This is a genomic window from Lysinibacillus sp. FSL L8-0126, from assembly GCF_038630385.1.
Lineage (GTDB): Bacteria > Bacillota > Bacilli > Bacillales_A > Planococcaceae > Lysinibacillus > Lysinibacillus fusiformis_D.
On record NZ_CP152028.1, the window covers coordinates 1,693,182 to 1,717,602 of the forward strand.

General features: G+C 39.8%; 36 protein-coding genes and 1 pseudogene. All 37 read left to right on the forward strand.

Annotation, left to right across the window (positions count from 1 at the left end; all coding sequences use genetic code 11):
• Positions 1 to 20: 20 nt before the first annotated feature.
• The 37 genes and pseudogenes from fusA (at position 21) to rplQ (ending at position 24,254) form a co-directional block, all read left to right on the forward strand.
• Complete coding sequence (gene fusA / locus MHI34_RS08145; RefSeq protein WP_036123709.1) at positions 21 to 2,099, forward strand: elongation factor G; 2,079 nt, start codon at positions 21 to 23, stop codon at positions 2,097 to 2,099.
• Positions 2,100 to 2,235: 136 nt separating this feature from the next.
• Positions 2,236 to 3,423, forward strand: coding sequence for an elongation factor Tu (gene tuf, locus MHI34_RS08150; RefSeq protein ID WP_036123706.1), 1,188 nt, complete (start codon positions 2,236 to 2,238; stop codon positions 3,421 to 3,423).
• A gap of 155 nt (positions 3,424 to 3,578) precedes the next feature.
• Positions 3,579 to 4,268, forward strand: a complete 690-nt coding sequence (locus MHI34_RS08155; protein WP_080717086.1) for a response regulator transcription factor — start codon at positions 3,579 to 3,581, stop codon at positions 4,266 to 4,268.
• Between the two features lie 5 nt (positions 4,269 to 4,273).
• A complete protein-coding gene (locus tag MHI34_RS08160) occupies positions 4,274 to 5,290 on the forward strand; it encodes a sensor histidine kinase (protein ID WP_036123704.1) in 1,017 nt (338 codons plus the stop codon).
• A gap of 96 nt (positions 5,291 to 5,386) precedes the next feature.
• Positions 5,387 to 6,148, forward strand: a complete 762-nt coding sequence (locus tag MHI34_RS08165) for an ABC transporter ATP-binding protein (protein ID WP_036123701.1) — start codon at positions 5,387 to 5,389, stop codon at positions 6,146 to 6,148.
• Positions 6,138 to 8,117, forward strand: a complete 1,980-nt coding sequence (locus MHI34_RS08170; RefSeq protein WP_058845121.1) for an ABC transporter permease — start codon at positions 6,138 to 6,140, stop codon at positions 8,115 to 8,117. The genes MHI34_RS08165 and MHI34_RS08170 overlap by 11 nt, the downstream gene beginning before the upstream one ends.
• Before the next feature lie 160 nt (positions 8,118 to 8,277).
• Positions 8,278 to 9,588, forward strand: a complete 1,311-nt coding sequence (locus MHI34_RS08175; RefSeq protein WP_342504329.1) for a Na+/H+ antiporter NhaC family protein — start codon at positions 8,278 to 8,280, stop codon at positions 9,586 to 9,588.
• Positions 9,589 to 9,939: 351 nt separating this feature from the next.
• Positions 9,940 to 10,248, forward strand: a complete 309-nt coding sequence (gene rpsJ / locus MHI34_RS08180; protein WP_004233624.1) for a 30S ribosomal protein S10 — start codon at positions 9,940 to 9,942, stop codon at positions 10,246 to 10,248.
• Positions 10,249 to 10,294: 46 nt separating this feature from the next.
• On the forward strand, positions 10,295 to 10,924 hold the full coding sequence (rplC, locus tag MHI34_RS08185; protein ID WP_036124665.1) for a 50S ribosomal protein L3: 630 nt from the start codon (positions 10,295 to 10,297) through the stop codon (positions 10,922 to 10,924).
• A gap of 26 nt (positions 10,925 to 10,950) precedes the next feature.
• Complete coding sequence (gene rplD, locus MHI34_RS08190) at positions 10,951 to 11,574, forward strand: 50S ribosomal protein L4 (RefSeq protein WP_004233626.1); 624 nt, start codon at positions 10,951 to 10,953, stop codon at positions 11,572 to 11,574.
• Entirely contained in the window at positions 11,574 to 11,858 is a 285-nt protein-coding gene (rplW, locus tag MHI34_RS08195; protein ID WP_036124663.1) for a 50S ribosomal protein L23, read from the forward strand. The genes rplD and rplW overlap by 1 nt, the downstream gene beginning before the upstream one ends.
• 48 nt (positions 11,859 to 11,906) lie before the next feature.
• Entirely contained in the window at positions 11,907 to 12,737 is an 831-nt protein-coding gene (gene rplB / locus MHI34_RS08200) for a 50S ribosomal protein L2 (protein WP_036124661.1), read from the forward strand.
• Between the two features lie 60 nt (positions 12,738 to 12,797).
• Positions 12,798 to 13,076: a 30S ribosomal protein S19 gene (gene rpsS, locus MHI34_RS08205; RefSeq protein WP_008181911.1), complete on the forward strand. Its 279-nt coding sequence runs from the start codon at positions 12,798 to 12,800 to the stop codon at positions 13,074 to 13,076.
• Between the two features lie 22 nt (positions 13,077 to 13,098).
• Positions 13,099 to 13,443 (forward strand): 50S ribosomal protein L22, encoded by a 345-nt coding sequence (rplV, locus tag MHI34_RS08210; RefSeq protein ID WP_004233639.1) that lies wholly within the window; start codon positions 13,099 to 13,101, stop codon positions 13,441 to 13,443.
• 3 nt (positions 13,444 to 13,446) lie between these two features.
• The gene (rpsC, locus tag MHI34_RS08215) at positions 13,447 to 14,100 is read left to right on the forward strand and encodes a 30S ribosomal protein S3 (RefSeq protein WP_025116438.1); all 654 of its coding nucleotides are present in this window, start codon (positions 13,447 to 13,449) and stop codon (positions 14,098 to 14,100) included.
• Between the two features lies 1 nt (position 14,101).
• On the forward strand, positions 14,102 to 14,536 hold the full coding sequence (rplP, locus tag MHI34_RS08220; protein ID WP_025116437.1) for a 50S ribosomal protein L16: 435 nt from the start codon (positions 14,102 to 14,104) through the stop codon (positions 14,534 to 14,536).
• Positions 14,526 to 14,726: a 50S ribosomal protein L29 gene (gene rpmC, locus MHI34_RS08225; protein WP_004233646.1), complete on the forward strand. Its 201-nt coding sequence runs from the start codon at positions 14,526 to 14,528 to the stop codon at positions 14,724 to 14,726. The genes rplP and rpmC overlap by 11 nt, the downstream gene beginning before the upstream one ends.
• A gap of 18 nt (positions 14,727 to 14,744) precedes the next feature.
• Positions 14,745 to 15,008, forward strand: a complete 264-nt coding sequence (gene rpsQ, locus MHI34_RS08230) for a 30S ribosomal protein S17 (protein WP_008181723.1) — start codon at positions 14,745 to 14,747, stop codon at positions 15,006 to 15,008.
• 42 nt (positions 15,009 to 15,050) lie between these two features.
• On the forward strand, positions 15,051 to 15,419 hold the full coding sequence (rplN, locus tag MHI34_RS08235) for a 50S ribosomal protein L14 (protein ID WP_004233650.1): 369 nt from the start codon (positions 15,051 to 15,053) through the stop codon (positions 15,417 to 15,419).
• A 35-nt stretch (positions 15,420 to 15,454) separates the two neighbouring features.
• The gene (gene rplX, locus MHI34_RS08240; RefSeq protein WP_004233652.1) at positions 15,455 to 15,763 is read left to right on the forward strand and encodes a 50S ribosomal protein L24; all 309 of its coding nucleotides are present in this window, start codon (positions 15,455 to 15,457) and stop codon (positions 15,761 to 15,763) included.
• Positions 15,764 to 15,792: 29 nt separating this feature from the next.
• Positions 15,793 to 16,332: a 50S ribosomal protein L5 gene (rplE, locus tag MHI34_RS08245; RefSeq protein WP_008181719.1), complete on the forward strand. Its 540-nt coding sequence runs from the start codon at positions 15,793 to 15,795 to the stop codon at positions 16,330 to 16,332.
• Positions 16,333 to 16,354: 22 nt separating this feature from the next.
• A complete protein-coding gene (locus MHI34_RS08250) occupies positions 16,355 to 16,540 on the forward strand; it encodes a type Z 30S ribosomal protein S14 (RefSeq protein WP_004233656.1) in 186 nt (61 codons plus the stop codon).
• 29 nt (positions 16,541 to 16,569) lie between these two features.
• The gene (gene rpsH / locus MHI34_RS08255; RefSeq protein ID WP_008181717.1) at positions 16,570 to 16,968 is read left to right on the forward strand and encodes a 30S ribosomal protein S8; all 399 of its coding nucleotides are present in this window, start codon (positions 16,570 to 16,572) and stop codon (positions 16,966 to 16,968) included.
• 30 nt (positions 16,969 to 16,998) lie between these two features.
• Positions 16,999 to 17,538: a 50S ribosomal protein L6 gene (gene rplF, locus MHI34_RS08260; RefSeq protein WP_008181715.1), complete on the forward strand. Its 540-nt coding sequence runs from the start codon at positions 16,999 to 17,001 to the stop codon at positions 17,536 to 17,538.
• Between the two features lie 32 nt (positions 17,539 to 17,570).
• Entirely contained in the window at positions 17,571 to 17,930 is a 360-nt protein-coding gene (gene rplR, locus MHI34_RS08265; RefSeq protein ID WP_036124657.1) for a 50S ribosomal protein L18, read from the forward strand.
• A 21-nt stretch (positions 17,931 to 17,951) separates the two neighbouring features.
• The gene (gene rpsE / locus MHI34_RS08270) at positions 17,952 to 18,455 is read left to right on the forward strand and encodes a 30S ribosomal protein S5 (protein ID WP_008181711.1); all 504 of its coding nucleotides are present in this window, start codon (positions 17,952 to 17,954) and stop codon (positions 18,453 to 18,455) included.
• A gap of 13 nt (positions 18,456 to 18,468) precedes the next feature.
• Positions 18,469 to 18,651, forward strand: coding sequence for a 50S ribosomal protein L30 (gene rpmD, locus MHI34_RS08275; RefSeq protein ID WP_004233668.1), 183 nt, complete (start codon positions 18,469 to 18,471; stop codon positions 18,649 to 18,651).
• Between the two features lie 34 nt (positions 18,652 to 18,685).
• A complete protein-coding gene (rplO, locus tag MHI34_RS08280) occupies positions 18,686 to 19,126 on the forward strand; it encodes a 50S ribosomal protein L15 (protein WP_036129082.1) in 441 nt (146 codons plus the stop codon).
• Positions 19,126 to 20,421: a preprotein translocase subunit SecY gene (secY, locus tag MHI34_RS08285; RefSeq protein ID WP_036129079.1), complete on the forward strand. Its 1,296-nt coding sequence runs from the start codon at positions 19,126 to 19,128 to the stop codon at positions 20,419 to 20,421. The genes rplO and secY overlap by 1 nt, the downstream gene beginning before the upstream one ends.
• A gap of 70 nt (positions 20,422 to 20,491) precedes the next feature.
• Positions 20,492 to 21,145 (forward strand): adenylate kinase, encoded by a 654-nt coding sequence (locus MHI34_RS08290; RefSeq protein ID WP_330493772.1) that lies wholly within the window; start codon positions 20,492 to 20,494, stop codon positions 21,143 to 21,145.
• 252 nt (positions 21,146 to 21,397) lie between these two features.
• Positions 21,398 to 21,472: pseudogene (locus tag MHI34_RS08295) on the forward strand (type I methionyl aminopeptidase); the annotation flags it as partial.
• A gap of 86 nt (positions 21,473 to 21,558) precedes the next feature.
• The gene (gene infA, locus MHI34_RS08300) at positions 21,559 to 21,777 is read left to right on the forward strand and encodes a translation initiation factor IF-1 (protein ID WP_004233690.1); all 219 of its coding nucleotides are present in this window, start codon (positions 21,559 to 21,561) and stop codon (positions 21,775 to 21,777) included.
• Between the two features lie 37 nt (positions 21,778 to 21,814).
• Complete coding sequence (gene rpmJ / locus MHI34_RS08305) at positions 21,815 to 21,928, forward strand: 50S ribosomal protein L36 (RefSeq protein ID WP_000868344.1); 114 nt, start codon at positions 21,815 to 21,817, stop codon at positions 21,926 to 21,928.
• Between the two features lie 24 nt (positions 21,929 to 21,952).
• Positions 21,953 to 22,318 carry a 30S ribosomal protein S13 gene (rpsM, locus tag MHI34_RS08310; protein WP_004233729.1) on the forward strand — a complete coding sequence of 122 codons (366 nt, stop codon included), beginning with the start codon at positions 21,953 to 21,955 and terminating at the stop codon, positions 22,316 to 22,318.
• Between the two features lie 25 nt (positions 22,319 to 22,343).
• Complete coding sequence (gene rpsK / locus MHI34_RS08315) at positions 22,344 to 22,733, forward strand: 30S ribosomal protein S11 (protein ID WP_004233731.1); 390 nt, start codon at positions 22,344 to 22,346, stop codon at positions 22,731 to 22,733.
• Positions 22,734 to 22,872: 139 nt separating this feature from the next.
• Complete coding sequence (locus MHI34_RS08320) at positions 22,873 to 23,817, forward strand: DNA-directed RNA polymerase subunit alpha (protein ID WP_004233733.1); 945 nt, start codon at positions 22,873 to 22,875, stop codon at positions 23,815 to 23,817.
• Positions 23,818 to 23,873: 56 nt separating this feature from the next.
• Positions 23,874 to 24,254, forward strand: a complete 381-nt coding sequence (gene rplQ, locus MHI34_RS08325) for a 50S ribosomal protein L17 (protein WP_012296051.1) — start codon at positions 23,874 to 23,876, stop codon at positions 24,252 to 24,254.
• Positions 24,255 to 24,421 lie beyond the last annotated feature (167 nt).

A 24,421-nucleotide genomic window follows, 5' to 3' on the forward strand; every position in this document is an offset into this window, starting at 1 on the left:
TATGGAAGGAGAAATTTCCTATGAAACGCGAATTCTCACTTGAGAATACTCGTAATATTGGGATCATGGCTCACATTGATGCTGGTAAAACAACAACAACTGAGCGTATCCTTTATTACACTGGTAAGATTCACAAAATCGGTGAAACTCATGAAGGCGCTTCTCAAATGGACTGGATGGAGCAAGAGCAAGAGCGTGGTATTACAATCACTTCTGCTGCAACAACAGCCCAATGGGCAGGCCATCGTGTAAACATCATCGATACTCCTGGACACGTAGACTTCACTGTAGAAGTAGAACGTTCATTACGTGTACTTGACGGTGCTGTTACAGTACTAGATGCTCAATCTGGTGTTGAGCCTCAAACTGAAACTGTATGGCGTCAAGCTACAACTTATGGTGTTCCACGTATTGTATTCATTAACAAAATGGATAAAACAGGAGCAGATTTCTTATATTCTGTAGGAACTCTACATGATCGTTTACAAGCAAACGCTCACCCTATCCAATTACCTATCGGAGCTGAAGATCAATTCTCAGCAATCATCGACCTAGTTGAGATGAAAGCTACTTTCTATGGCGACGAAAAAGGTACAGCAGTAACTGAAGGAGAAATTCCTGAAGAATACCGCGCACAAGCTGAAGAATACCGTGAAAAACTAATCGACGCTGTTGCAAGTGTTGATGAAGAAATCATGGAAAAATATTTAGAAGGCGAAGAAATTACTGTTGCGGAACTTAAAGCAGCGATCCGTCGTGCTACAATCGCAGTAGAATTCTACCCAGTAATCTGTGGTACAGCATTCAAACACAAAGGCGTACGTCCAATGTTAAATGCCGTTATCGATTACTTACCATCTCCAGTTGATGTACCAGCAATCAAAGGTACTTCAGTAGATGGTGACGAAGAGTTAGAACGTAAATCTTCTGATGCAGAGCCATTCTCAGCTCTTGCATTCAAAGTTATGACTGACCCATTCGTAGGTAAATTAACTTTCTTCCGTGTGTACTCTGGAACATTAGATTCAGGTTCATACGTGCAAAACTCTTCTAAAGGTAAACGTGAGCGTGTAGGTCGTATCCTACAAATGCACGCTAACTCTCGTGAAGAGATCTCAAAAGTATTTGCTGGAGACATCGCAGCAGCAGTAGGTCTTAAAGACACTACTACTGGTGATACTCTTTGTGACGAGAAGAACCTAGTTATTCTTGAATCAATGGAGTTCCCTGAGCCAGTAATTTCTCTTTCTGTAGAACCAAAATCAAAAGCTGACCAAGATAAAATGGGTCAAGCTTTACAAAAACTTCAAGAAGAGGATCCAACTTTCCGTGCTCATACTGACACAGAAACTGGACAAACAATCATCTCAGGTATGGGTGAACTTCACCTTGATATCTTAGTTGACCGTATGCGCCGTGAATTTAAAGTAGAAGCTAACGTAGGTGCTCCAATGGTATCTTACCGTGAAACATTCCGTAGCTCTGCAAAAGTTCAAGGTAAATTCACTCGCCAATCTGGTGGTCGTGGACAATACGGAGACGTAACGATTGAGTTCTCTCCAAATGAAGAAGGTAAAGGATTTGAATTCGAAAACGCTATCGTTGGTGGTGTAATTCCTCGTGAATACATTCCTGCAGTTGAAGCAGGTCTTCGTGACTCTCTTGACCGCGGTGTAGTAGCTGGTTACCCTCTAATCGACATTAAAGCGAAATTAGTATTCGGTTCTTACCATGACGTTGACTCGAATGAGATGGCGTTCAAAATTGCTGCATCTATGGCTCTTAAAGAAGCTTCGAAACAATGTGACGCTGTTATCTTAGAACCAATGATGAAAGTAGAAGTTGTAATTCCAGAAGAATACCTTGGCGATATCATGGGTAACATTACTTCTCGTCGCGGACGCGTTGAGGGTATGGATGCTCGTGGTAACTCACAAGTTGTTCGTGCGATGGTTCCTTTAGCAGAAATGTTTGGTTATGCAACAACACTTCGTTCTGCAACACAAGGTCGTGGTGTATTCTCAATGACATTCGATCATTATGAAGAAGTACCAAAATCAATTGCTGCTGAAATCATCAAAAAAAATAAAGGTGAATAATTGAATTTTCATCTTGCATAAAGTATAACTAATTTGTAAGCTATGATTGCAGGATAGGGGATGGGCCCGTTCTCTATCGGCATTCATTCTATAAATTTCAAAAATAAAACATATAATTTTGAGGAGGCAATCTCTAATGGCTAAAGAAAAATTTGACCGTTCTAAAACGCATGCTAACATTGGTACAATCGGACACGTTGACCATGGTAAAACTACTTTAACTGCTGCAATCGCTACAGTTCTTTCTAAAAAAATGGGTGGTACAGCTAAATCATACGCTGACATCGATAACGCTCCAGAAGAAAAAGAGCGTGGTATCACAATCAACACTTCTCACGTAGAATATGAAACAGAAACTCGTCACTATGCACACGTTGACTGCCCAGGACACGCTGACTATGTTAAAAACATGATCACTGGTGCTGCACAAATGGACGGCGGTATCTTAGTAGTATCTGCTGCTGATGGCCCAATGCCACAAACTCGTGAACACATCCTTTTATCTCGTCAAGTAGGTGTTCCATACTTAGTAGTATTCATGAACAAATGTGATATGGTTGATGACGAAGAATTATTAGAATTAGTAGAAATGGAAATCCGTGATCTACTATCTGAATATGACTTCCCAGGTGACGATATTCCTGTAATCAAAGGTTCTGCTCTTAAAGCTCTTGAAGGTGAACCAGAATGGGAAGAAAAAATCGTTGAATTAATGGACGCTGTAGATTCTTACATCCCAACTCCAGAACGTCAAACTGACAAACCATTCATGATGCCAGTAGAGGATGTATTCTCTATCACTGGTCGTGGTACAGTTGCAACTGGCCGTGTTGAACGTGGTCAAGTTAAAGTTGGTGACGTAATTGAAATCATCGGTATCGCTGAAGAAGCTAAATCTACTACTGTAACTGGTGTAGAAATGTTCCGTAAATTATTAGACTATGCTGAAGCTGGTGACAACATCGGTGCTTTACTACGTGGTGTTGCTCGTGAAGAAATCCAACGTGGTCAAGTATTAGCTAAACCAGGTTCAATCACTCCACACACAAACTTCAAAGCTGAAGTTTACGTTTTATCAAAAGAAGAGGGTGGCCGTCATACTCCATTCTTCTCTAACTACCGTCCTCAGTTCTACTTCCGTACAACTGACGTAACAGGTATCTGTAACTTACCAGAAGGCGTTGAAATGGTAATGCCTGGTGATAACATCGAAATGACAGTTGAACTTATCGCTCCAATCGCTCTTGAAGAAGGTACTAAATTCTCTATCCGTGAGGGTGGCCGTACTGTAGGCGCTGGCGTAGTTGCTTCTATCCAAAAATAATTTTAGCTTTCGCTAATTATCAAACCAATCTGTAGGGACGCTTACAGATTGGTTTTTTGTGTTAAAATAAGGGAAATCAAATGATTTTAATTAGTGTATGTATACATAACAGCTAGCATGTCATCTAGGAGAAATAAAGAAAAGGGGAATTGAACATGGACATGAAAATCTTGCTCATTGAAGATGATCCATCCATTTTTAACATGATTCAAGAGCGTTTTGCACATTGGTCATTACAAGTGGTTGGTCCTAAAAATTTTCAAAAGGTGATGGACAATTTTATAGAGGAGAAACCACACCTTGTGCTGATTGATATTCAATTACCTGCCTATGATGGCTTTCATTGGTGTCGAGAAATACGTCATTTATCCAAAGTACCCATCCTTTTTCTCTCGTCTCGAGATCATCCAATGGATATGGTGATGGCTATGCAAATGGGAGCAGATGATTTTATACAAAAGCCATTCCATATGGAAGTGCTACTCGCGAAAACACAGGCGATTTTACGAAGAACCTATGACTATGTTGAGGAGAAAATGGACGTTACTCGTTTTAATAATGCCGTTATTGATTATACAAGGAGTGAGATTGTGTTTAATGGGGCTACTGCTTCCTTAACGAAAAACGAGCTCTTCATTTTACGAATTTTAGTGGAACAGGTTAATCAGATTGTTTCAAGAGACGAATTAATGAGAAAGCTTTGGGATGATGAACGTTTTGTCAATGATAATACTTTGTCGGTAAATGTTAATCGATTACGTACAAAGCTAGAGGATATTGGTTTACCAGAAGTGATTCTAACTAAAAAAGGACTTGGATATATGGCAGTCAGCCAGAGGACGTGAAAAACATGCTATTATTATTTATAAGAGAACGCTTTGCATGGATTGGTTTTTTTATTTTCATTTTTACACTTCTAAATGTGCTATTTTCTTTAGATGTTGGTTTAAATAGTATTTCAATATGGTATGTAAACATTAGTTTGCTTGTTAGTTTTACGCTCTTTTTTGTGTGGCGTTATGTCAATGAAGTTGGGAAATTAAAAGATTTCCTGGGAAATATGGACGGCTACCTTGATGAAGCACATAAAAACAGACTAGTTTTAACTCCTTTTCAGGAAGCATGCTTTCAAAAAATAGAAAGTGTCTTTTATGAGAAGAACATGGAGTTAAATCAAGCTAAAGTGCAACTACAAGAGTATTCGGATGAGCTGTTGGCTTGGGTTCATGAAGTAAAGGCCCCTTTAACAACGATTAATTTATTGTTAGAGCATATTGAGGATGTATCACTGCGCCGAAAGTTAGAGAATGAATGGCTGAGACTACATCTTTTAGTCGATCAACAGCTACATCAAACAAGATTAGCCTCTATTGAAAAGGACAACTATTTAAATGAGGTCGAGCTGAAACCGATTGTCTATAAAGAAATCAGGGGTATGCAGGCTTGGTGTATTGAAAAAGGTATTGGCTTTGAAGTCGCTGAGCTTACAGATACGGTTCTGACTGATGGCAAGTGGCTGGCGTTTATTGTTCGGCAAATTCTCTCAAATGCCATAAAATATAGTCCAGTAAATTCTGAGGTCACAATTTTCACTGAACATGACCCAACAGGTGCGACATTATTACATATAAAAGATGTAGGTATAGGTATTCCTTTAGAGGATTTACCTCGAATTTTTCAAAAATCGTATACGGGAACAGCGGGAAGAGAATCCTCACAATCTACAGGAATGGGTCTTTATTTGGCATCCAATGCAGCCCGAAAAATCGGGATTCGCATCTATGTTCAATCGAATGTTGGAGACGGCTCATTATTTACACTGCGTTTTCCCTTACAAAATGAATATGTCAAACTAACAGGTAGATGACGAAATTGTCACCTACCTTTTTATATTGTCATGTAAAACGCACGAATGAATAGCTATGACAGGGTACACTTGGATTATAGAAAGGGGCGTTATCACGTGACAGTTTTAATTGGTCGTAAAATAAAGAAAGTATATGGCAAAAAATCAACGGCTCAAGAAGTGCTAAAGGGTATTGATTTAGAAGTAAATAAAGGTGAGTTTGTAGGCATTATGGGACCTTCAGGTTCAGGTAAAACAACACTTTTAAATGTCTTGTGTTCTATAGATTTCGCAACAGAAGGTGTAATTGAAATAAACGGTCATAATTTGCGTGATATGAAAGAAAAGGCATTAGCGAATTTTCGACGAGAGCAGCTAGGATTCATATTTCAAGATTATAATTTACTGGATACCCTCACAGTAAAGGAAAATATCCTTCTGCCATTAGCTATCAGTAAGTTACCAAAAGCTGTTGCGGAAAGCCGAGTGAAAGAGCTAACATCCCTATTGGGTATTACAGAAATTTTAAATAAATATCCCAATGAAATATCTGGTGGACAAAAGCAGCGTACCTCTGCTGCACGTGCACTTATTACGACCCCATCGTTGGTATTTGCAGATGAGCCTACTGGTGCATTGGATTCTAAATCGGCTACAGCCTTGCTCCAAAATCTCCAAAACATTAATGAGACGAAAGAAGCGACAATAATGATGGTTACACATGATGCAGTAGCTGCAAGCTTCTGCACACGTGTTTTATTTTTAAAGGATGGCCTGATCTATAGTGAACTTTATAAGGGTGATAAAACAAGGCAGGCATTTTTCCAAGAAATCATGCATACGCAAAGTGTGCTAGGCGGTGACGGGTATGAGTCTTAGTAAGCTAGTGATTAGAAGCATGAAGAAAAATATGAAGCACTACTATCTATATTTCTTTGCTCTTATTTTTAGTGTTACTTTGTATTTTTCCTTTGTTACATTGCAAAATAATTCTGAGGTATGGGATGCTGTTCAAATGAGTGGAACGGCTACGGCAGGATTTAAAGCAGCCACTTATATTCTCTATTTTATCGTTTTATTCTTCGTCCTATATGCAAATCATTTATTTATGAAACGTCGTAGTAAGGAAATAGGCTTGTACCAATTGATAGGCATGACAAAGGGGCTAATCGTGCGTTTACTAGCGATTGAAAACATTCTCTTATTTATTGGTGCTGTTATTCTAGGGATGCTGGTAGGTTTCTTTAGCTCACGCGTATTTGCTATGATTTTACTACGTGTCCTTGAAAAAGAAGCTCTTGTAACCATGACATTTAGTACACAGGCATTACAGCAGTCGATGATCGTGTTTGCTATTCTTTTGGTTATTGTTCTTGTACAGATGGCTTGGATGATTCATCGTGTTTCATTATTATCACTGTTTAGCGCGGCAAAACAAGCAGACGAGCGTGTGAGACGTTTTAGTGCATTACAAATGGCAATTGGCTTTATGGGTCTTGTGCTGATTGCTTACGGCTACTATGCGTCAACAAAGCTATTTGATATTGATTCAGCTGGTCATTTATTTATCAATATGATGATAATTTTAGCTACGACTATTGGTGGTACATTTCTTGTCTTTCGTTTCTCCGTAGCCTTTATTATGAATACTATTCGCTTGAAGAAAAAAGGGCATTTATCTATCAAGGATGTATTAGCATTAACACCGATTATGCATCGCATGAAGAGCAACGCAAAGTCATTAACACTTATCACTGTATTAACAGGTGTGTCTCTAGGTGTAACGACGCTATCCTATATCGCCTACTATTCCTCAGAGGCATCGGCTTATAGCCAAGTACCTGGTGATTTCATATTGCTAGAAGAGCAGGGTCAGACCTTCTTAGAGGAGTTAGAGAAAAATAACATTACGTATGATAAAGTAGATTATCGTTTACAAGGAGTAACAGCCTCTGTAGGTCAATTAATGTCTAAAAAGCAGCAGGACAATCCTTTATATGATATGGAAGGAACAATCTATACTATCCCGCTTTCTGATTATCAGCAAAGCGTTCCTGAAGCATCGCTATCAGGCAACGATGTTATCTTAACCAACTATGGCGGTTATATGGCTGAAATGTTTCCATTAGAAAAAGATCGTGATGTAGTGGTATCTGCAGGAGAGCTTGAAGAAACTTTCCATGTAGTAGATGTTCATGATAAAAGTGTTATAAGTGGTATTGTCACGGCTGGAGGTGGCGGACCTATCTTTGTTGTGACAGATGACATGTTTACAAGTTTAACTACGCAAGCAGCGCTTTATCCTTGGCATCAACAAACGACCATTACAATAACAGCAAAAGAAGAATTAGAAACAGCAGAGAAATTATATATTCAAACAAATGCAGGAGTTATTACGGCTGTAGAAGGTGATGGTAAGACACAGCAATATACACAATCTTCCTTTGAAGAAAAACGTAAAGATAATATTGAAACATTAGGTCTTACGATTTTTACAACAGCATTTTTAGGATTAGCATTTCTAATGACAACTGGTAGTATTCTATACTTTAAACAAATGTCTGAGGCAGAGGAAGAAAGAAGTTCCTATACAATACTCAGAAAAATTGGTTTTGCCGAGAAAGACATCATGAAAGGCATTTATATGAAACAGGCCTTTAATTTTGGTGTCCCATTAGTTATTGGATTATTGCATAGCTACTTTGCTGTTAAGTCAGGATGGTTCTTATTTGGTACAGAGTTAACGGCTCCCTTGTGGATTGCGATGTGCTGTTACGTAGCGTTATATACGATCTTTGGCATACTTTCGGTTGGCTATTATAAAAAAGTTGTTCGTGAATCGTTGTAACAATTAAATATGAAGAAACTCAAAAACAGTGTAATGATTAATCCTTTACACTGTTTTTTTATATAAACATATTGAAATTGTGAAAACTATTGACTTTCAAATATCAGAATAATAAAGTTTAACATGTTAGTAATTTAGTGTATGAAAGTGAAGTGTAACAATGAATGCAGTAATTGCGGCGGTAGCCGTTATGTTGATATTAAGCTTGCTTCGCATCAATGTCGTTCTTTCCTTAGTACTAGGAGCTTTTGTAGGTGGTCTTACAAGTGGAATGGGCATTGAGGCAACAGTACAATCATTTACAGAAGGGTTAGGCGCAGGGGCCACTATTGCATTGAGTTATGGTCTCCTTGGTGGCTTTGCTATTGCTATTGCCAAAACTGGAATACCAAAATTGATGATTGCAGGGATGTTAAAAATTTTAAATGGCGAAAGTAATAGAAAAGGCTTAGTGAAGGTTTTAATTTTTTTCCTTATTTTCGTGATGTCTATTTTATCTCAAAATGTTATTCCTATTCATATTGCCTTCATTCCATTATTGATTCCTCCTATTTTAAAAATATTAAATATGTTGGAGGTTGATCGACGTATCATTGCGGTCCTAATTGCAGTAGGCTTAATCGGTACTTATAGTTTCGTGCCAGCTGGTTTCGGAGCCATTTTTCAAGATATCGTTGCTACACAAGTGTCAGAGGCTGGAATGGCTGTATCTTCACGTGATGTACCGGTAGCAATGGCGATTCCGGTGCTAGGAATGCTGATTGGGCTGCTTGTCGCCTTTGTTGTATACCGCAAGCCAAGACAGTATAAGCACAATGAAGTAGAGACGGAATCTTTAAACGTGAACGTCAGTAAGTTTGTGATGTTTTCTACAGCTCTTGCATTAGTCGCATCACTTTGTGCTCAAGTATTAACAGATTCAATGATTGTCGGTTCGTTTACAGGGATTATGTTGATGTATTTTACAGGTGCACTTAAATGGAAAGAGGCAGATGACATTCTCTCTGAAGGGATGAAGATGATGGCCTTTATTGGCTTTGTCATGATTGCGGCCAATGGCTTCGCAGCCGTTATTAATGCTACTGGGGATGTGGATAGCTTAATTACAAGCTCAATCGCTGTGCTGAAAGGTAATAGAAGTCTCGCTGTCTTTATCATGCTAGTCATTGGATTAGTTGTGACGATGGGTATTGGTTCATCTTTTGCTACAGTACCTATTATTGCTACGTTATTTGTTCCTCTTGCACAAGGGTTGGGATTGAGTCCATTAGCGATTCTTTGTTTAATTGGTACAGCAGGTGCTTTAGGCGATGCAGGCTCTCCAGCTTCAGATTCTACGTTAGGACCAACAGCAGGCTTAAATGTAGATGGACAACATCATCATATTTGGGATACTTGTGTACCGACATTTGTTTTTATTAATATCCCTTTGATCCTGTTTGGTTGGATGGCATGTGTATTCTTTCTATAAAATAAGAAGTAGTTTCTTATCTATAGAAACTACTTTCTTAAAGAATTGTTTGAAAAGTACGGAAATGTTGATATGACAACCTTAACTATTGCAATATGTAATAAAATTTTATATACTAATAAACGGCTTAATAAAGCGAAGAAGTAGTAGTACTAAGAATATCTACAACATTTAAAAGAATTTAGCGAAAAGACTTGCTTATTCTTTTTTTATTGTATATAATGTTGAATGTTGGTCTTTGACTGCGATGAAGCGAGAGGTTGCCGACACACCCGGCCGCTTTGCCATGGCGGTGTGTGGGAAAATTTTCGTGGAGAATGTCTAGAAAATAGGCGAGAAGGAGGGAAAATAATGGCAAAACAAAAGATTCGTATTCGTTTAAAAGCGTATGATCACCGTATTTTAGATCAGTCTGCTGAGAAAATTGTGGAAACTGCAAAACGTTCAGGTGCAAGTGTATCAGGTCCGATTCCACTTCCAACTGAGAAGTCTGTGTACACAATTCTTCGTGCGGTTCACAAGTACAAAGATTCTCGTGAACAATTCGAGATGCGTACGCATAAACGTCTGATCGATATCGTTAACCCAACACCACAAACTGTTGATGCGTTAATGAAACTTGATTTACCATCTGGCGTTGATATCGAAATCAAACTTTAATGGTAAAAATAATATAACTTTTCAAAACTTACAGGAGGTGTGACAAATGGCTAAAGGAATCTTAGGTAGAAAAATTGGTATGACACAAGTTTTCGCTGAAAACGGCGATTTAATCCCGGTAACAGTTATCGAAGCTGCGCCAAACGTAGTTCTTCAAAAGAAAACTGTTGAAACAGACGGCTACGAAGCAATTCAAGTTGGTTTCGAAGACAAGCGCGTTAAGCTTTCTAACAAACCTGAACAAGGTCACGTAGCAAAAGCGAACACTGCTCCTAAGCGCTTCATTCGTGAATTCCGCAACGTGAACGTTGGAGAATACGAAGTTGGTCAAGAAGTCAAAGTAGAAATTTTCGCAGAAGGCGATGTAATTGATGTAACAGGTGTTACTAAAGGTAAAGGTTTCCAAGGTGTTATTAAACGCCACGGACAATCTCGTGGTCCTATGGCCCACGGTTCTCGTTACCACCGTCGTCCTGGTTCAATGGGTCCAGTTGCTCCGAACCGCGTATTTAAACAAAAGAAATTACCTGGTCAAATGGGTGGCAATGTAGTTACAATCCAAAACTTAGAAATCGTGAAAGTTGATGCTGATCGTAACTTACTACTTGTTAAAGGTAATGTTCCTGGTTCTAAAAAAGCTCTAGTTACAGTAAAAACTGCAATTAAAGCTAAGTAATCACTTCAAGAAAGGAGGAAACAGGAATGACAAAAGTATCTGTACTTAGTCAAACAGGTGCTTCAGTTGGTGAAATCGAATTAAACGATGCGATCTTCGGAATCGAGCCAAATGAAGCAGTATTATTCGACGCAGTAGTAGCTCAACGTGCTTCTCTTCGTCAAGGTAATCACAAGGTTAAAAACCGTTCTGAGGTTGCTGGTGGTGGTCGTAAACCATGGCGTCAAAAAGGAACTGGTCGTGCTCGTCAAGGTTCTATCCGTTCTCCACAATGGCGCGGCGGTGGTATCGTATTCGGTCCTACTCCACGTAGCTATTCTTATAAATTACCTAAAAAAGTTCGCCGCTTAGCTCTTAAATCTGCTTTATCAGCTAAAGTAGTAGAACAAAACTTCTTAGTTCTTGATGCTCTAACTCTAGCAGCACCAAAAACAAAAGAATTCACAAAAATTCTTAAAGATCTTTCTTTAGAGAAAAAATCTTTATTCGTAACTGCTGACCTAGATGAAAACGTAGCATTATCTGCTCGTAACATCCCAGGTGTAACAGTTTTAACTGCAAATGGAATCAACGTTCTTGATCTATTAGGTCACGACAAAGTTGTATTCACTAAATCTGCAGTAGAAAAAGTTGAGGAGGTGCTTGGATAATGGAAGCACGTGATATTTTAAAACGTCCGGTCATTACTGAGCGTTCTTCAGAACTTATGGCAGAGAAAAAGTATACTTTCGAAGTAGACACTCGCGCTAACAAAACTCAAGTAAAAGACGCTGTAGAAGAAATCTTTGGCGTAAAAGTTGAGAAAGTAAACGTTCTTAACTACAAAGGTAAATTCAAGCGTGTTGGCCGTTACGGTGGTTACACTAACAAACGTCGTAAAGCGATTGTTAAATTAACTGCTGATAGCAAAGAAATTGAATTATTCGAAGTGTAATCCTTAATGGATTTATGATTTGAACACTCAAGAAGGAGGGAAAACACAATGGCGATTAAAAAGTATAAACCTACCTCTAATGGTCGTCGTAACATGACGTCATTAGACTTTGCGGAAATTACAACTAACAAGCCTGAGAAATCATTGCTTGAACCAACTAAACGCAAAGCTGGTCGTAACAACCAAGGTAAAATCACTGTTCGTCATCATGGTGGTGGTCATAAGAAGCAATACCGTGTTATCGATTTCAAACGTGTTAAAGATGGCATTCCGGCAAAAGTTGCTACTATTGAATATGATCCAAACCGTTCTGCGAATATCGCATTAATCAACTACGCTGATGGAGCAAAAGCTTACATCTTAGCACCAAAAGGTCTAGAGGTTGGTCAAACAATCGTTTCTGGTCCAGATGCTGATATTAAAGTAGGTAATGCATTACCATTAGCAAACATTCCAATGGGTACTACAATCCATAACATCGAGTTAAAACCTGGTAAAGGTGGACAATTAGTACGTTCTGCTGGTACTTCTGCTCAAGTACTTGGTCGTGAAGATAAGTACGTAATCGTTCGTCTTCAATCTGGTGAAGTACGTTTAGTGTTAGCTACTTGCCGCGCTACAATCGGTCAAGTTGGTAACGAACAACACGAACTTGTACACATCGGTAAAGCAGGTCGTAGCCGTTGGTTAGGTAAACGCCCAGAAGTTCGTGGTTCTGTAATGAACCCTAACGATCACCCACACGGTGGTGGTGAAGGACGTTCTCCAATCGGACGTAAATCACCAATGACTCCTTGGGGTAAACCAGCACTTGGTTACAAAACTCGTAAGAAGAAAAACAAATCGGATAAATTTATCATCCGTAGTCGTAAAAAATAAAGTGGTTAAACTACGGTTCTATGTGAGAGCCGTGGTGGAATCACGGAGGGAGGTTCCTACATGGGTCGCAGCTTGAAAAAAGGACCTTTTGTTGATGACCACTTAATGAAAAAAGTGGAAGTACAAGAGGCTTCTGAGAAAAAACAAGTTATCAAAACTTGGTCACGCCGTTCTACAATCTTCCCGAACTTCATCGGTTTAACGATTGCTGTATATGATGGACGTAAACATGTTCCTGTATACGTAACAGAAGATATGGTAGGCCATAAACTTGGTGAGTTCGCACCGACACGTACTTACAAAGGTCACGGTGCAGACGACAAGAAAACAAGACGCTAATTTTGAGAGGAGGTAAATCCTAATGACACAAGCTAAAGCTATCGCTCGCACAGTACGTATTGCTCCTCGTAAAGTACGTCTAGTTGTAGACTTAATCCGAGGTAAGCAAGTTGGTGAAGCAGTTGCAATTTTACGTCATACTCCAAAAGCGGCGTCTCCAGTCGTTGAGAAAGTATTAAAATCTGCAGTTGCTAATGCTGAGCACAACTACGATCTTGACATCAACTCTTTAGTAGTTTCTGAAGTGTTCGTTGATGAAGGTCCAACTTTAAAACGTTTCCGTCCACGTGCGCAAGGACGTGCAAGCGCAATTAACAAACGCACAAGCCACATCACTCTAGTGGTATCTGAGAAGAAGGAGGGTTAATCCGTGGGTCAAAAAGTACATCCAATAGGACTGCGCGTTGGTATTATTCGTGACTGGGAGTCAAAATGGTACGCTGAAAAAGACTATGCAACTCTACTTCACGAAGACATCAAAGTGCGTAAATATATTGAAACGGCTCTTAAAGACGCTTCTGTTTCTAAAGTAGAAATCGAACGTGCTGCAAACCGTGTAAACATTACAATTCACACTGCGAAACCAGGTATGGTAATCGGTAAAGGTGGTACTGAAGTTGAAAACCTTCGTAAATACCTTAGCGAGTTAACTGGTAAACGCGTACACATCAACATCATTGAAATTAAACGTGCAGATCTTGACGCTCGTCTAGTAGCTGAAAACATCGCTCGTCAATTAGAAAACCGTGTATCATTCCGTCGTGCGCAAAAGCAAGCGATCCAACGCACAATCCGTGCTGGTGCAAAAGGAATTAAAACACAAGTATCTGGTCGTTTAGGTGGCGCTGATATCGCGCGTGCTGAACACTATAGTGAAGGAACTGTTCCACTTCATACTCTACGTGCTGACATTGACTATGCACACGCAGAAGCTGACACTACTTACGGTAAATTAGGCGTTAAAGTATGGATCTACCGTGGTGAAGTTCTTCCTACGAAGAAATCTGTGGAAGGAGGCAAATAATATGTTATTGCCTAAACGCGTAAAATACCGTCGTGAACACCGCGGCAACATGCGTGGCGAAGCGAAAGGCGGCAAAGAAGTATCATTCGGCGAGTGGGGCTTACAAGCTCAAACTGCTAGCTGGATTACTAACCGTCAAATCGAATCTGCACGTATCGCGATGACTCGTTACATGAAACGTGGCGGTAAAGTTTGGATTAAAATCTTCCCACACAAACCTTACACTAAAAAACCTCTAGAAGTCCGCATGGGTTCTGGTAAAGGTTCTCCTGAAGGTTGGGTAGCAGTAGTAAAACCAGGAAAAATTATGTTCGAAATTGCTGGTGTATCTGAAGAGATTGCACGTGAAGCACTTCGTTTAGCATCACATAAGCTTCCTGTTAAATGTAAGATCGTAAAACGTCAAGAAACTGGTGGTGAATCTAATGAAAGCTAATGAAATCCGTGACCTTGCCACTTCTGAAATTGAATTAAAAGTGAAATCACTGAAAGAAGAGCTTTTCAACCTTCGCTTCCAATTGGCGACTGGTCAATTAGAAAACACAGCTCGTATTCGTGAAGTGCGTAAAGCAATCGCGCGTATGAAAACTGTTATTCGTGAAAGAGAAATCAGTGCAAATAACTGATAAAGGAGGTTTTCAAGTATGACTGAGCGTAATCAACGCAAAGTTTACACGGGCCGCGTTGTTTCAGATAAAATGGACAAAACTGTTACTGTTTTAGTTGAAACTCACAAAAAGCACAAGCTTTACGGTAAACGTGTAAAATACTCTAAAAAGTTTAAAGCTCATGATGAGCAAAACCAAGCGAAAATCGGTGATATCGTACGTATCATGGAGACTCGCCCGCTATCAGCTACTAAACGTTTCCGTCTAGTTGAAGTTGTAGAAAAAGCGGTTATTATTTAATAACTATTTCGGAACAACCATTTCCGAAGGGAGGTAACCTAAGTGATCCAACAAGAAAGTCGTATGAAAGTTGCTGACAACTCAGGTGCACGTGAAGTTCTTACAATTAAAGTGCTTGGTGGCTCTGGCCGTAAAACTGCTAACATCGGTGATATCGTTGTTTGTACAGTTAAGAAAGCAACACCAGGTGGCGTTGTCAAGAAGGGTGACGTTGTTAAAGCTGTTATCGTTCGTACTAAATCAGGCGTACGTCGTAAAGACGGTACGTACATCAAATTTGATGAAAATGCTTGTGTAATTATTCGTGATGATAAATCACCACGCGGAACTCGTATTTTCGGACCTGTTGCACGTGAATTACGTGACAGCAACTTCATGAAAATCGTTTCTCTAGCTCCAGAAGTTCTTTAATTTCATGATAGTGCCAATCAAGGAGGTGCGACAGCATGCATGTAAAAAAAGGTGACAAGGTTAAGGTTATCACTGGTAAGGACAAAGGCAAAGAAGGAGTAATCCTAGCTGCTTTCCCTAAACAAGACCGCGTTCTTGTTGAAGGCGTTAATATCGTGAAAAAGCACGTTAAACCTAACCAATTGAATCCACAAGGTGGGATTGTAAGCCAAGAGGCTGCAATTCACGTTTCGAACGTAATGCTAATCGATCCTAAATCTGGCGAGCCGACTCGTGTAGGTTATAAAATCGAAAACGGTAAAAAAGTTCGTGTTGCAAAAAAATCAGGTGCAGTAATCGACTAACTAGTAAATAAAAGAAGGGAGGTACACACATGAGCCGCCTAAAAGAAAAATATTTAAATGAAGTTTCTCCTGCTCTTATGAGCAAGTTTGGATATAAATCAGTTATGCAGTTGCCGAAAGTTGACAAAATCGTTATCAACATGGGTGTTGGTGATGCTGTTCAAAACTCTAAAGCATTAGATGCAGCTGTAGAAGAATTAACAATTATCACTGGTCAAAAACCAGTTGTAACTAAAGCGAAAAAATCGATCGCAGGTTTCCGTTTACGTGAAGGTATGCCAATCGGTGCTAAAGTTACATTACGCGGTGAGCGTATGTATGAATTCTTGGACAAATTAATCTCAATCTCACTTCCTCGTGTACGTGACTTCCGTGGTGTTTCTAAAAAAGCATTCGATGGTCGCGGTAACTACACTCTAGGTGTTAAAGAGCAACTAATTTTCCCAGAAATCGATTACGATAAAGTTTCAAAAGTACGCGGTATGGACATCGTGATCGTAACGACAGCGAACTCTGACGAAGAAGCTCGCGAGTTATTGACACAATTCGGTATGCCGTTCCAAAAGTAATTTAAACAAGGAGGGCGAAAACGTGGCTAAAAAATCTATGATCGTTAAACAACAACGTAAGCAAAAGTTTAAAGTGCAAGAATATACACGTTGTGAACGCTGTGGCCGTCCACACTCTGTATATCGCAAATTCAAACTTTGCCGTATTTGTTTCCGAGAACTTGCATATAAGGGACAAATTCCTGGCGTGAAAAAAGCCAGCTGGTAATCCCCTAATTTGGGAAGGAGGTAAATGTAATGACAATGACTGATCCGATTGCAGATATGCTTACTCGCATTCGTAATGCGAACATGGTTCGTCACGAGAAGTTAGAAGTACCAGCTTCCAACGTGAAAAAAGAAATCGCTGAAATTTTAAAGCGTGAAGGTTTCGTACGTGACGTAGAATACGTGGAAGACAACAAGCAAGGTATTATCCGTATCTTCTTAAAATACGGTAAAGATAACGAGCGTGTTATCACTGGCTTAAAACGTATTTCTAAACCTGGTCTACGTGTATATGCTAAAACAAATGAAGTGCCTAAAGTACTGAACGGTCTTGGTATCGCTTTAGTGTCAACTTCACAAGGTTTATTAACAGATAAAGAAGCTCGCGCTAAACAAGTTGGCGGCGAAGTTCTAGCATACGTTTGGTAATTAGCAATAAATGAATGGAGGTGCAACTAAATGTCTCGTGTAGGTAAAAAAATTATCGAGGTACCAGCTAACGTAACTGTTACTGTTGCAGCTGACAACACTGTTACTGTTAAAGGTCCTAAAGGCGAACTTGTTCGTTCTTTCCACCAAGATATGAAAATTGAGCAAGAGGGTAACGTAATCTCTGTATCACGTCCTTCTGAATCAAAAGAACACCGCACAAACCACGGTACTACTCGTGCGCTTCTAGCGAACATGGTTACTGGTGTTTCTGCAGGTTTCGAAAAAGCTTTAGAACTTATCGGTGTTGGTTACCGTGCGCAATTACAAGGCAAAAAACTTGTACTTAACGTAGGTTACTCTCATCCAGTAGAGTTCACACCTGAAGATGGTCTTGAAATTGAAGTTCCTTCTAACACTAAAATCATCATTAAAGGTATTAGCAAAGAGCGCGTTGGTGCTCTTGCATCTAACATCCGTGACGTTCGTCCACCAGAGCCATATAAAGGTAAAGGTATCCGTTACGAAGGCGAATACGTTCGTCGTAAAGAAGGTAAAACAGGTAAATAATGCTGCCTAAGCATTAGAAAGGAGTGACCCTTGTGATTACGAAACAGGATAAAAATCAAGTTCGTAAAAAACGTCATGCGCGAGTTCGTTCTAAAATTTCGGGTACTGCTGAGCGTCCACGCTTAAATGTATTCCGTTCTAACAAGAACATCTACGCTCAACTTATCGATGACGTAGCAGGCGTAACAATTGTTAGCGCATCTTCTCAAGAAAAAGATTTTGAAGGCACTGGTAGCAATGTTGCAACTGCATCAAAAATCGGTGAAACAATCGCGAAACGCGCTGCGGAAAAAAATATTACTGCTGTAGTTTTTGACCGTGGTGGTTACTTATATCATGGACGCGTGAAAGCTTTAGCTGAAGCTGCACGTGAGAATGGTTTAGAATTTTAATAAGAAGGAGGGACACATTTCATGAGTCGAATTGACGCAAACAAACTTGGAGAACTTGAAGAACGCGTAGTTACTATTAACCGTGTTGCTAAAGTTGTTAAAGGTGGACGTCGCTTCCGCTTCACAGCACTAGTTGTTGTTGGCGATAGAAACGGTCATGTAGGTTTCGGTACTGGTAAAGCTCAAGAGGTTCCAGATGCTATCCGTAAAGCTGTTGAAGATGCGAAGAAAAACTTAGTAGAAGTGCCACGTGTTGGTGGAACAACTCCACACTTAGTGCTTGGTCGCTTCGGTGCAGGAGAAATCTTAATTAAACCTGCTGCTCCTGGTACAGGAGTTATCGCTGGTGGTCCAGTACGTGCTGTACTAGAACTTGCTGGTATTACTGATATTCTTTCAAAATCTCTTGGATCTAACACACCAATCAACATGGTGCGTGCAACTGTTCAAGGTTTAACTGAATTAAAACGCGTAGAGGACGTAGCTAAATTACGTGGTAAATCAGTGGAAGAAATATTAGGATAAGGGGGGAAAGATAATGGCTAACAAATTAGAAATCACCCTTACTAAATCTGTGATTGGTACTAAACCTGCACAACGCAAAACTGTTGAAGCTTTAGGTTTACGTAAATTACACCAAACTGTAGAGAAAGCTGATAATGCAGCTACTCGCGGTATGCTTGATAAAGTAGCACACTTAGTTACTGTAAAAGAAATTTAATTTTCAATAATTGAACAAGGAGGTGCCACCCACTATGAAACTGCATGAGTTAAAACCAGCAGAAGGTTCTCGTAAGCAACGCAATCGCGTTGGTCGTGGTATCGGTTCTGGTAACGGTAAAACAGCAGGTAAAGGTCATAAAGGTCAAAACGCTCGTTCTGGTGGCGGTGTACGCCCAGGATTTGAGGGCGGTCAAAACCCATTATTCCGTCGTTTACCAAAACGTGGATTTACGAACATTAATCGTAAAGAATACGCGATTGTTAACCTTGATGCTTTAAACCGTTTCGAAGACGGTGCAGAAGTTACTGCTGCATTATTACTTGAAACTGGTATAGTGAGCAACGAGAAAGCTGGAATTAAAGTTCTTGGCAACGGAGCTCTTAATAAAAAGCTTACTGTTAAAGCTCATAAATTCTCAGCTTCAGCGAAAGAAGCAATCGAGAATGCCGGCGGAACTACTGAGGTGATTTAATGTTTCAGACAATCTCTAACTTTATGCGTGTTCGAGATATAAGAAATAAAATCATTTTCACACTTTTAATGTTAATCGTTTTTCGTATTGGAACTTTCATTCCAGTACCAAACGTTGACGCTGATGTATTAAAGGCAACTGATGAGTTTAACCTCGTTGGTTTCCTGAATACTTTTGGCGGTGGTGCTTTAAAGAACTTCTCCATCTTCGCGATGGGAATTATGCCTTACATCACAGCCTCAATCATTGTTCAGTTATTGCAAATGGACGTAGTACCGAAATTTGCTGAGTGGGCAAAGCAAGGTGAAGTCGGAAGACGTAAACTTGCACAATTTACTCGCTACTTTACTATTATTCTTGCTTTTATCCAATCATTCGCAATGTCATTCGGTTTTAATAGAATGTATGGTGGATCTTTGATTAAAGAAGAGGGCGTTCTAACTTATGTTACAATTGCTATAGTATTGACAGCGGGAACAGCATTCCTAGTATGGCTTGCTGAGCAAATTACTGCTCACGGTGTTGGTAATGGTATTTCTGTTGTCATTTTCGCAGGTATCGTTGCAGCATTGCCTACAGGGATCAACCAAATTTTTGCACAGCAAATCGAGGGTGCTGGAGATAAATTATTTATCAACATCATTGTCCTTGCATTGCTTGTATTAATTTTATTAGCAGTTGTAGTTGGGGTTATATACGTGCAACAAGCACTTCGTAAAATTCCAATTCAATATGCGAAACGAGTTACTGGACGTAGTCAGCAAACTGGTGGTCAACAAACGCATCTACCGTTAAAAGTAAATGCTGCAGGGGTTATTCCGGTAATCTTTTCAGTAGCGTTTCTTGTAACACCTCAAACGCTTGCTGTGTTCTTTGGTGAAAATAGTGTTACAAATTGGATTACGAAAAATCTGCAGTATACGCAGCCTATTGGTATGACAATTTATATTATTTTGATCGTCGCGTTCACATATTTCTATGCATTCGTTCAAGTGAATCCAGAAAATGTGGCAGACAACTTGAAAAAACAAGGTGCTTACATTCCAGGTATTCGTCCTGGTGAAAACACTCAAACGTATTTAACAAGCGTGTTATATCGTCTAACTTTTGTTGGTGCGATATTCTTAACTGTTATTGCTGTAATGCCGATTTTATTCATTAATTTTATGAATTTACCTGCCTCAGTGCAGATCGGTGGTACTAGTATTATTATCGTAGTCGGTGTAGCGCTGGAAACGATGAAGCAGCTAGAATCTCAACTTGTTAAACGTCACTACAAAGGCTTTATGAAATAATGTTGGTTTTTAGGGAACGTTCCATCGTTTCCTTAAATCAGCAAACCTTTTGTGGGAGGAATATTTCCTAATGAATATCGTTTTAATGGGTCTGCCAGGTGCTGGTAAAGGTACTCAGGCAGATAAAATTGTTGAGAAGTACGCGATTCCTCATATTTCTACAGGCGATATGTTCCGTGCTGCTATTAAAGAAGGTACTGAACTAGGCTTACAAGCGAAATCGTTTATGGATCAAGGTGCACTAGTACCTGATGAAGTAACGATTGGTATTGTTCGTGAGCGACTGGCTAAACCTGATTGTGAAAAGGGCTTCTTATTAGATGGATTCCCACGTACTGTTCCTCAAGCTGAAGCATTGGATAGCATTCTTGCTGATCTAGGTAAAGCGATTGAGCATACATTAAACATTCAAGTTGAAAAGGATGAGTTAATTGCTCGTCTTTCAGGTCGACGTATTTGTAAAACTTGTGGTACATCATATCATTTAATTTTCAATCCTCCTAAGGTGGAAGGAAAATGTGATAAAGATGGTGGCGAGCTTTATACACGTGCAGATGATAATCCTGAAACGGTTGCAAACCGTCTGGAAGTAAATATGAATCAAGCACAACCTCTACTTGATTTCTATCAAGCTAAAGGTGTGTTAACTAACATTGATGGACAGCAAGATATTAACAAAGTGTTTGCTGATCTTGATGCTCTATTACAGGGCAGCCGCAGCTGATACCCGGCTCCGGGCGCAGAGTACTGCTTCCGCGGGAGGCATGCGGGAGCAACAACGAAACATAATTTTTTTGAGAGTTGCAAAAGCATATTGTGCCCGGTATATATTTCTTCTAAAGAGTGCAACATACCTTTTGGAGGAGTATAATGGGTTTCGTGGAAGCATCTGTGTAACGGGTATGAATATCTCATCAAAGACATTCCGGTATTCGTGTAAACATGGGAGGTTCAGTGCCCTTATTGGTTCTGTAAATTCCGTGGATTGTGTGAAGCGAAACCAGACGAGCGTCTTTCAAACATCTCTCATACAATCCAAACATATGTTGAAACGAGGTTGCTTCTAAAGTTGCAGCAGATATCCGTTTGATGTAACGATGAGAACTTTAATTTGCATATAGAGAGGAGACAGAGTAGATGGCGAAAGATGATGTAATTGAAGTCGAAGGGACAGTTGTTGAGACTTTGCCAAACGCGATGTTTAAGGTAGAATTAGAAAATGGACATGTGATTCTAGCACACGTATCTGGTAAGATTCGTATGCACTTTATCCGTATTCTACCTGGAGATAAGGTTACTATCGAGTTATCTCCTTATGATTTAACTCGCGGTCGTATCACATACCGTTTTAAATAATCTTTTGCGCTCCGGACTACTAAGGAGGTTAGGTTAGATGAAAGTGAGACCATCTGTGAAACCGATCTGCGAAAAATGTAAAGTAATTCGCCGACGCGGTAAAGTAATGGTAATCTGTGAAAATCCTAAACATAAACAAAAACAAGGTTAATTCTAAAGGAGGTGCACAACGTACATGGCACGTATTGCTGGTGTTGATATTCCTCGCGACAAACGCGTGGTAATTTCATTAACGTACATTTTCGGTATTGGTAAAACTACAGCTCAGAAAGTACTAGCTGATGCAGGTATTTCAGAAGATACACGCGTACGCGACTTAACTGAAGATGAGTTAAACAAAATCCGTGAACAATTAGATTCATACAAACTTGAAGGTGACTTACGTCGCGAAACTTCATTAAATATTAAACGTCTGATGGAAATCGGTTCATTCCGTGGTATCCGTCACCGTCGTGGCTTACCTGTTCGTGGTCAAAATACGAAGAACAATGCGCGTACGCGTAAAGGTCCTCGTAAAACTGTTGCGAACAAGAAAAAATAATTGGTAAAGGAGGTTCCTTCTTAACATGGCTCGTAAACAACAAACTCGTAAACGTCGTGTGAAAAAGAATATCGAATCTGGTATTGCACACATTCGTTCTACATTTAACAATACAATTGTAACGATTACAGATATGCAAGGTAACGCTGTATCTTGGTCAAGTGCTGGTGCTCTTGGTTTCCGTGGTTCACGTAAATCTACACCATTCGCTGCTCAAATGGCTGCAGAAACTGCTGCTAAAACATCCCTTGAACATGGTCTGAAAACGTTGGAAGTAACTGTTAAAGGTCCTGGTGCTGGTCGTGAAGCTGCTATTCGTGCACTTCAAGCTGCTGGTTTAGAAGTAACTGCTATTAAAGACGTTACTCCAGTTCCTCATAATGGTTGCCGTCCGCCAAAACGTCGTCGCGTGTAATGGGTGCGTCTCATATTGTATGAGAACATCATTTTTTGTACAGACTGTCTTGTGCAGATAATAAACGATACGTCATTGACGATCGAATCTATGATGGAAAGAACCTATACATTCGATGTTTTGAAGGAGGGTAAATAAAATGATCGAAATTGAAAAACCAAAGATTGAAACGGTGGAGATCAGCGAAGATTCCAAATATGGAAAGTTTGTTGTAGAACCGCTTGAACGCGGATATGGAAACACTTTGGGTAATTCTTTACGTCGTATCCTTCTGTCTTCATTACCAGGAGCTGCTGTCACTTCAATTCAAATTGATGGTGTTCTTCACGAATTCTCGACTGTAGAAGGCGTAGTAGAAGATGTAGCTTCAATCATTTTGAACGTGAAAAAACTAGCTCTTAAAATCTACTCTGACGAAGAAAAAGTTATTGAGATTGATGTAAAAGGCGATGGTACAGTTACGGCTGCTGACATTACACATGACAGTGACGTAGAAATTTTAAACCCAGATCTATATATTGCAACAATCGCTAAAAACGGTCATTTACGTATGCGTATGTATGCACAACGCGGCCGTGGTTACACTCCTGCTGATCAAAACAAACGTGAGGATCTTCCTATCGGCGTGATCCCGATCGACTCTATTTACACTCCAGTATCACGCGTCAATTTCCAAGTGGAAAATACTCGTGTAGGTCAGTCTTCTGACTACGACAAACTTTCTCTTGATGTGTGGACAGATGGTAGCATCGGTCCGAAAGAGGCGATTTCGCTCGGAGCAAAAATTTTAACCGAGCATCTTAACATCTTCGTTGGCATGACGGATGAGGCACAGACTGCTGAAATCATGGTCGAAAAAGAAGAAGATCAAAAAGAAAAAGTTTTAGAGATGACTATCGAAGAACTTGATCTTTCTGTTCGTTCTTATAACTGTTTAAAACGCGCTGGTATTAATACAGTACTAGAACTTGCGAATAAATCAGAAGACGATATGATGAAAGTTCGTAACCTTGGACGTAAGTCACTAGAAGAAGTAAAAGCGAAGTTAGAAGAGCTTGGTTTAGGATTACGCAAAGAAGACTAAGCGATTTAAACAACACTAATAAGATCAGATTTTTTCTATAAAGGAGGGAAACATCCATGGGTTACAGAAAACTTGGTCGTACAAGTTCTCAACGTAAAGCGATGTTACGTGACTTAGCTACTGATTTAATCATCAACGAGCGTATCGAAACTACTGAGGCTCGCGCTAAAGAAGTACGTAAAGCTGTTGAAAAAATGATTACTTTAGGTAAACGCGGAGATTTACACGCACGCCGTCAAGCTGCTGCATTCATCCGTCGCGAACTAGTAACAACGACTGATGCTGAAGGTAACGAAACAACATCATTTGCACTTCAAAAGTTATTTGATGATGTTGCACCACGTTATGCAGAGCGTCAAGGTGGTTACACTCGTATTCTTAAAGTAGGTCCTCGTCGTGGTGACGGTGCACCTGTTGTTGTGATTGAACTAGTTTAATCATAAGAGAAGACTTGTGGTGAAGAGGGTGGGAATCACCACCCTCTTTCTTTATAAATGATTTATACGACAAATAATTAAGCTGAGCGTTATGATGAGCGGGCACTTTAGGGTGTGGCGTCTCGTTTAGCTCTCCGCACCTCATTCAGGAGAAATAAGGGCTTGAG

What these genes read in the sequence shown, in the direction of transcription:
- fusA (WP_036123709.1), top strand. Translation starts at nt 21, where the DNA reads ATGAAACGCGAATTCTCACTTGAGAATACTCGTAATATTGGGATCATG.
- tuf (WP_036123706.1), top strand. Translation starts at nt 2,236, where the DNA reads ATGGCTAAAGAAAAATTTGACCGTTCTAAAACGCATGCTAACATTGGT.
- MHI34_RS08155 (WP_080717086.1), top strand. Translation starts at nt 3,579, where the DNA reads ATGGACATGAAAATCTTGCTCATTGAAGATGATCCATCCATTTTTAAC.
- MHI34_RS08160 (WP_036123704.1), top strand. Translation starts at nt 4,274, where the DNA reads ATGCTATTATTATTTATAAGAGAACGCTTTGCATGGATTGGTTTTTTT.
- MHI34_RS08170 (WP_058845121.1), top strand. Translation starts at nt 6,138, where the DNA reads ATGAGTCTTAGTAAGCTAGTGATTAGAAGCATGAAGAAAAATATGAAG.
- MHI34_RS08175 (WP_342504329.1), top strand. Translation starts at nt 8,278, where the DNA reads ATGAATGCAGTAATTGCGGCGGTAGCCGTTATGTTGATATTAAGCTTG.
- rpsJ (WP_004233624.1), top strand. Translation starts at nt 9,940, where the DNA reads ATGGCAAAACAAAAGATTCGTATTCGTTTAAAAGCGTATGATCACCGT.
- rplC (WP_036124665.1), top strand. Translation starts at nt 10,295, where the DNA reads ATGGCTAAAGGAATCTTAGGTAGAAAAATTGGTATGACACAAGTTTTC.
- rplD (WP_004233626.1), top strand. Translation starts at nt 10,951, where the DNA reads ATGACAAAAGTATCTGTACTTAGTCAAACAGGTGCTTCAGTTGGTGAA.
- rplW (WP_036124663.1), top strand. Translation starts at nt 11,574, where the DNA reads ATGGAAGCACGTGATATTTTAAAACGTCCGGTCATTACTGAGCGTTCT.
- rplB (WP_036124661.1), top strand. Translation starts at nt 11,907, where the DNA reads ATGGCGATTAAAAAGTATAAACCTACCTCTAATGGTCGTCGTAACATG.
- rpsS (WP_008181911.1), top strand. Translation starts at nt 12,798, where the DNA reads ATGGGTCGCAGCTTGAAAAAAGGACCTTTTGTTGATGACCACTTAATG.
- rplV (WP_004233639.1), top strand. Translation starts at nt 13,099, where the DNA reads ATGACACAAGCTAAAGCTATCGCTCGCACAGTACGTATTGCTCCTCGT.
- rplP (WP_025116437.1), top strand. Translation starts at nt 14,102, where the DNA reads ATGTTATTGCCTAAACGCGTAAAATACCGTCGTGAACACCGCGGCAAC.
- rpmC (WP_004233646.1), top strand. Translation starts at nt 14,526, where the DNA reads ATGAAAGCTAATGAAATCCGTGACCTTGCCACTTCTGAAATTGAATTA.
- rpsQ (WP_008181723.1), top strand. Translation starts at nt 14,745, where the DNA reads ATGACTGAGCGTAATCAACGCAAAGTTTACACGGGCCGCGTTGTTTCA.
- rplX (WP_004233652.1), top strand. Translation starts at nt 15,455, where the DNA reads ATGCATGTAAAAAAAGGTGACAAGGTTAAGGTTATCACTGGTAAGGAC.
- rplE (WP_008181719.1), top strand. Translation starts at nt 15,793, where the DNA reads ATGAGCCGCCTAAAAGAAAAATATTTAAATGAAGTTTCTCCTGCTCTT.
- rpsH (WP_008181717.1), top strand. Translation starts at nt 16,570, where the DNA reads ATGACAATGACTGATCCGATTGCAGATATGCTTACTCGCATTCGTAAT.
- rplF (WP_008181715.1), top strand. Translation starts at nt 16,999, where the DNA reads ATGTCTCGTGTAGGTAAAAAAATTATCGAGGTACCAGCTAACGTAACT.
- rpsE (WP_008181711.1), top strand. Translation starts at nt 17,952, where the DNA reads ATGAGTCGAATTGACGCAAACAAACTTGGAGAACTTGAAGAACGCGTA.
- rpmD (WP_004233668.1), top strand. Translation starts at nt 18,469, where the DNA reads ATGGCTAACAAATTAGAAATCACCCTTACTAAATCTGTGATTGGTACT.
- rplO (WP_036129082.1), top strand. Translation starts at nt 18,686, where the DNA reads ATGAAACTGCATGAGTTAAAACCAGCAGAAGGTTCTCGTAAGCAACGC.
- secY (WP_036129079.1), top strand. Translation starts at nt 19,126, where the DNA reads ATGTTTCAGACAATCTCTAACTTTATGCGTGTTCGAGATATAAGAAAT.
- MHI34_RS08290 (WP_330493772.1), top strand. Translation starts at nt 20,492, where the DNA reads ATGAATATCGTTTTAATGGGTCTGCCAGGTGCTGGTAAAGGTACTCAG.
- infA (WP_004233690.1), top strand. Translation starts at nt 21,559, where the DNA reads ATGGCGAAAGATGATGTAATTGAAGTCGAAGGGACAGTTGTTGAGACT.
- rpmJ (WP_000868344.1), top strand. Translation starts at nt 21,815, where the DNA reads ATGAAAGTGAGACCATCTGTGAAACCGATCTGCGAAAAATGTAAAGTA.
- rpsM (WP_004233729.1), top strand. Translation starts at nt 21,953, where the DNA reads ATGGCACGTATTGCTGGTGTTGATATTCCTCGCGACAAACGCGTGGTA.
- rpsK (WP_004233731.1), top strand. Translation starts at nt 22,344, where the DNA reads ATGGCTCGTAAACAACAAACTCGTAAACGTCGTGTGAAAAAGAATATC.
- MHI34_RS08320 (WP_004233733.1), top strand. Translation starts at nt 22,873, where the DNA reads ATGATCGAAATTGAAAAACCAAAGATTGAAACGGTGGAGATCAGCGAA.
- rplQ (WP_012296051.1), top strand. Translation starts at nt 23,874, where the DNA reads ATGGGTTACAGAAAACTTGGTCGTACAAGTTCTCAACGTAAAGCGATG.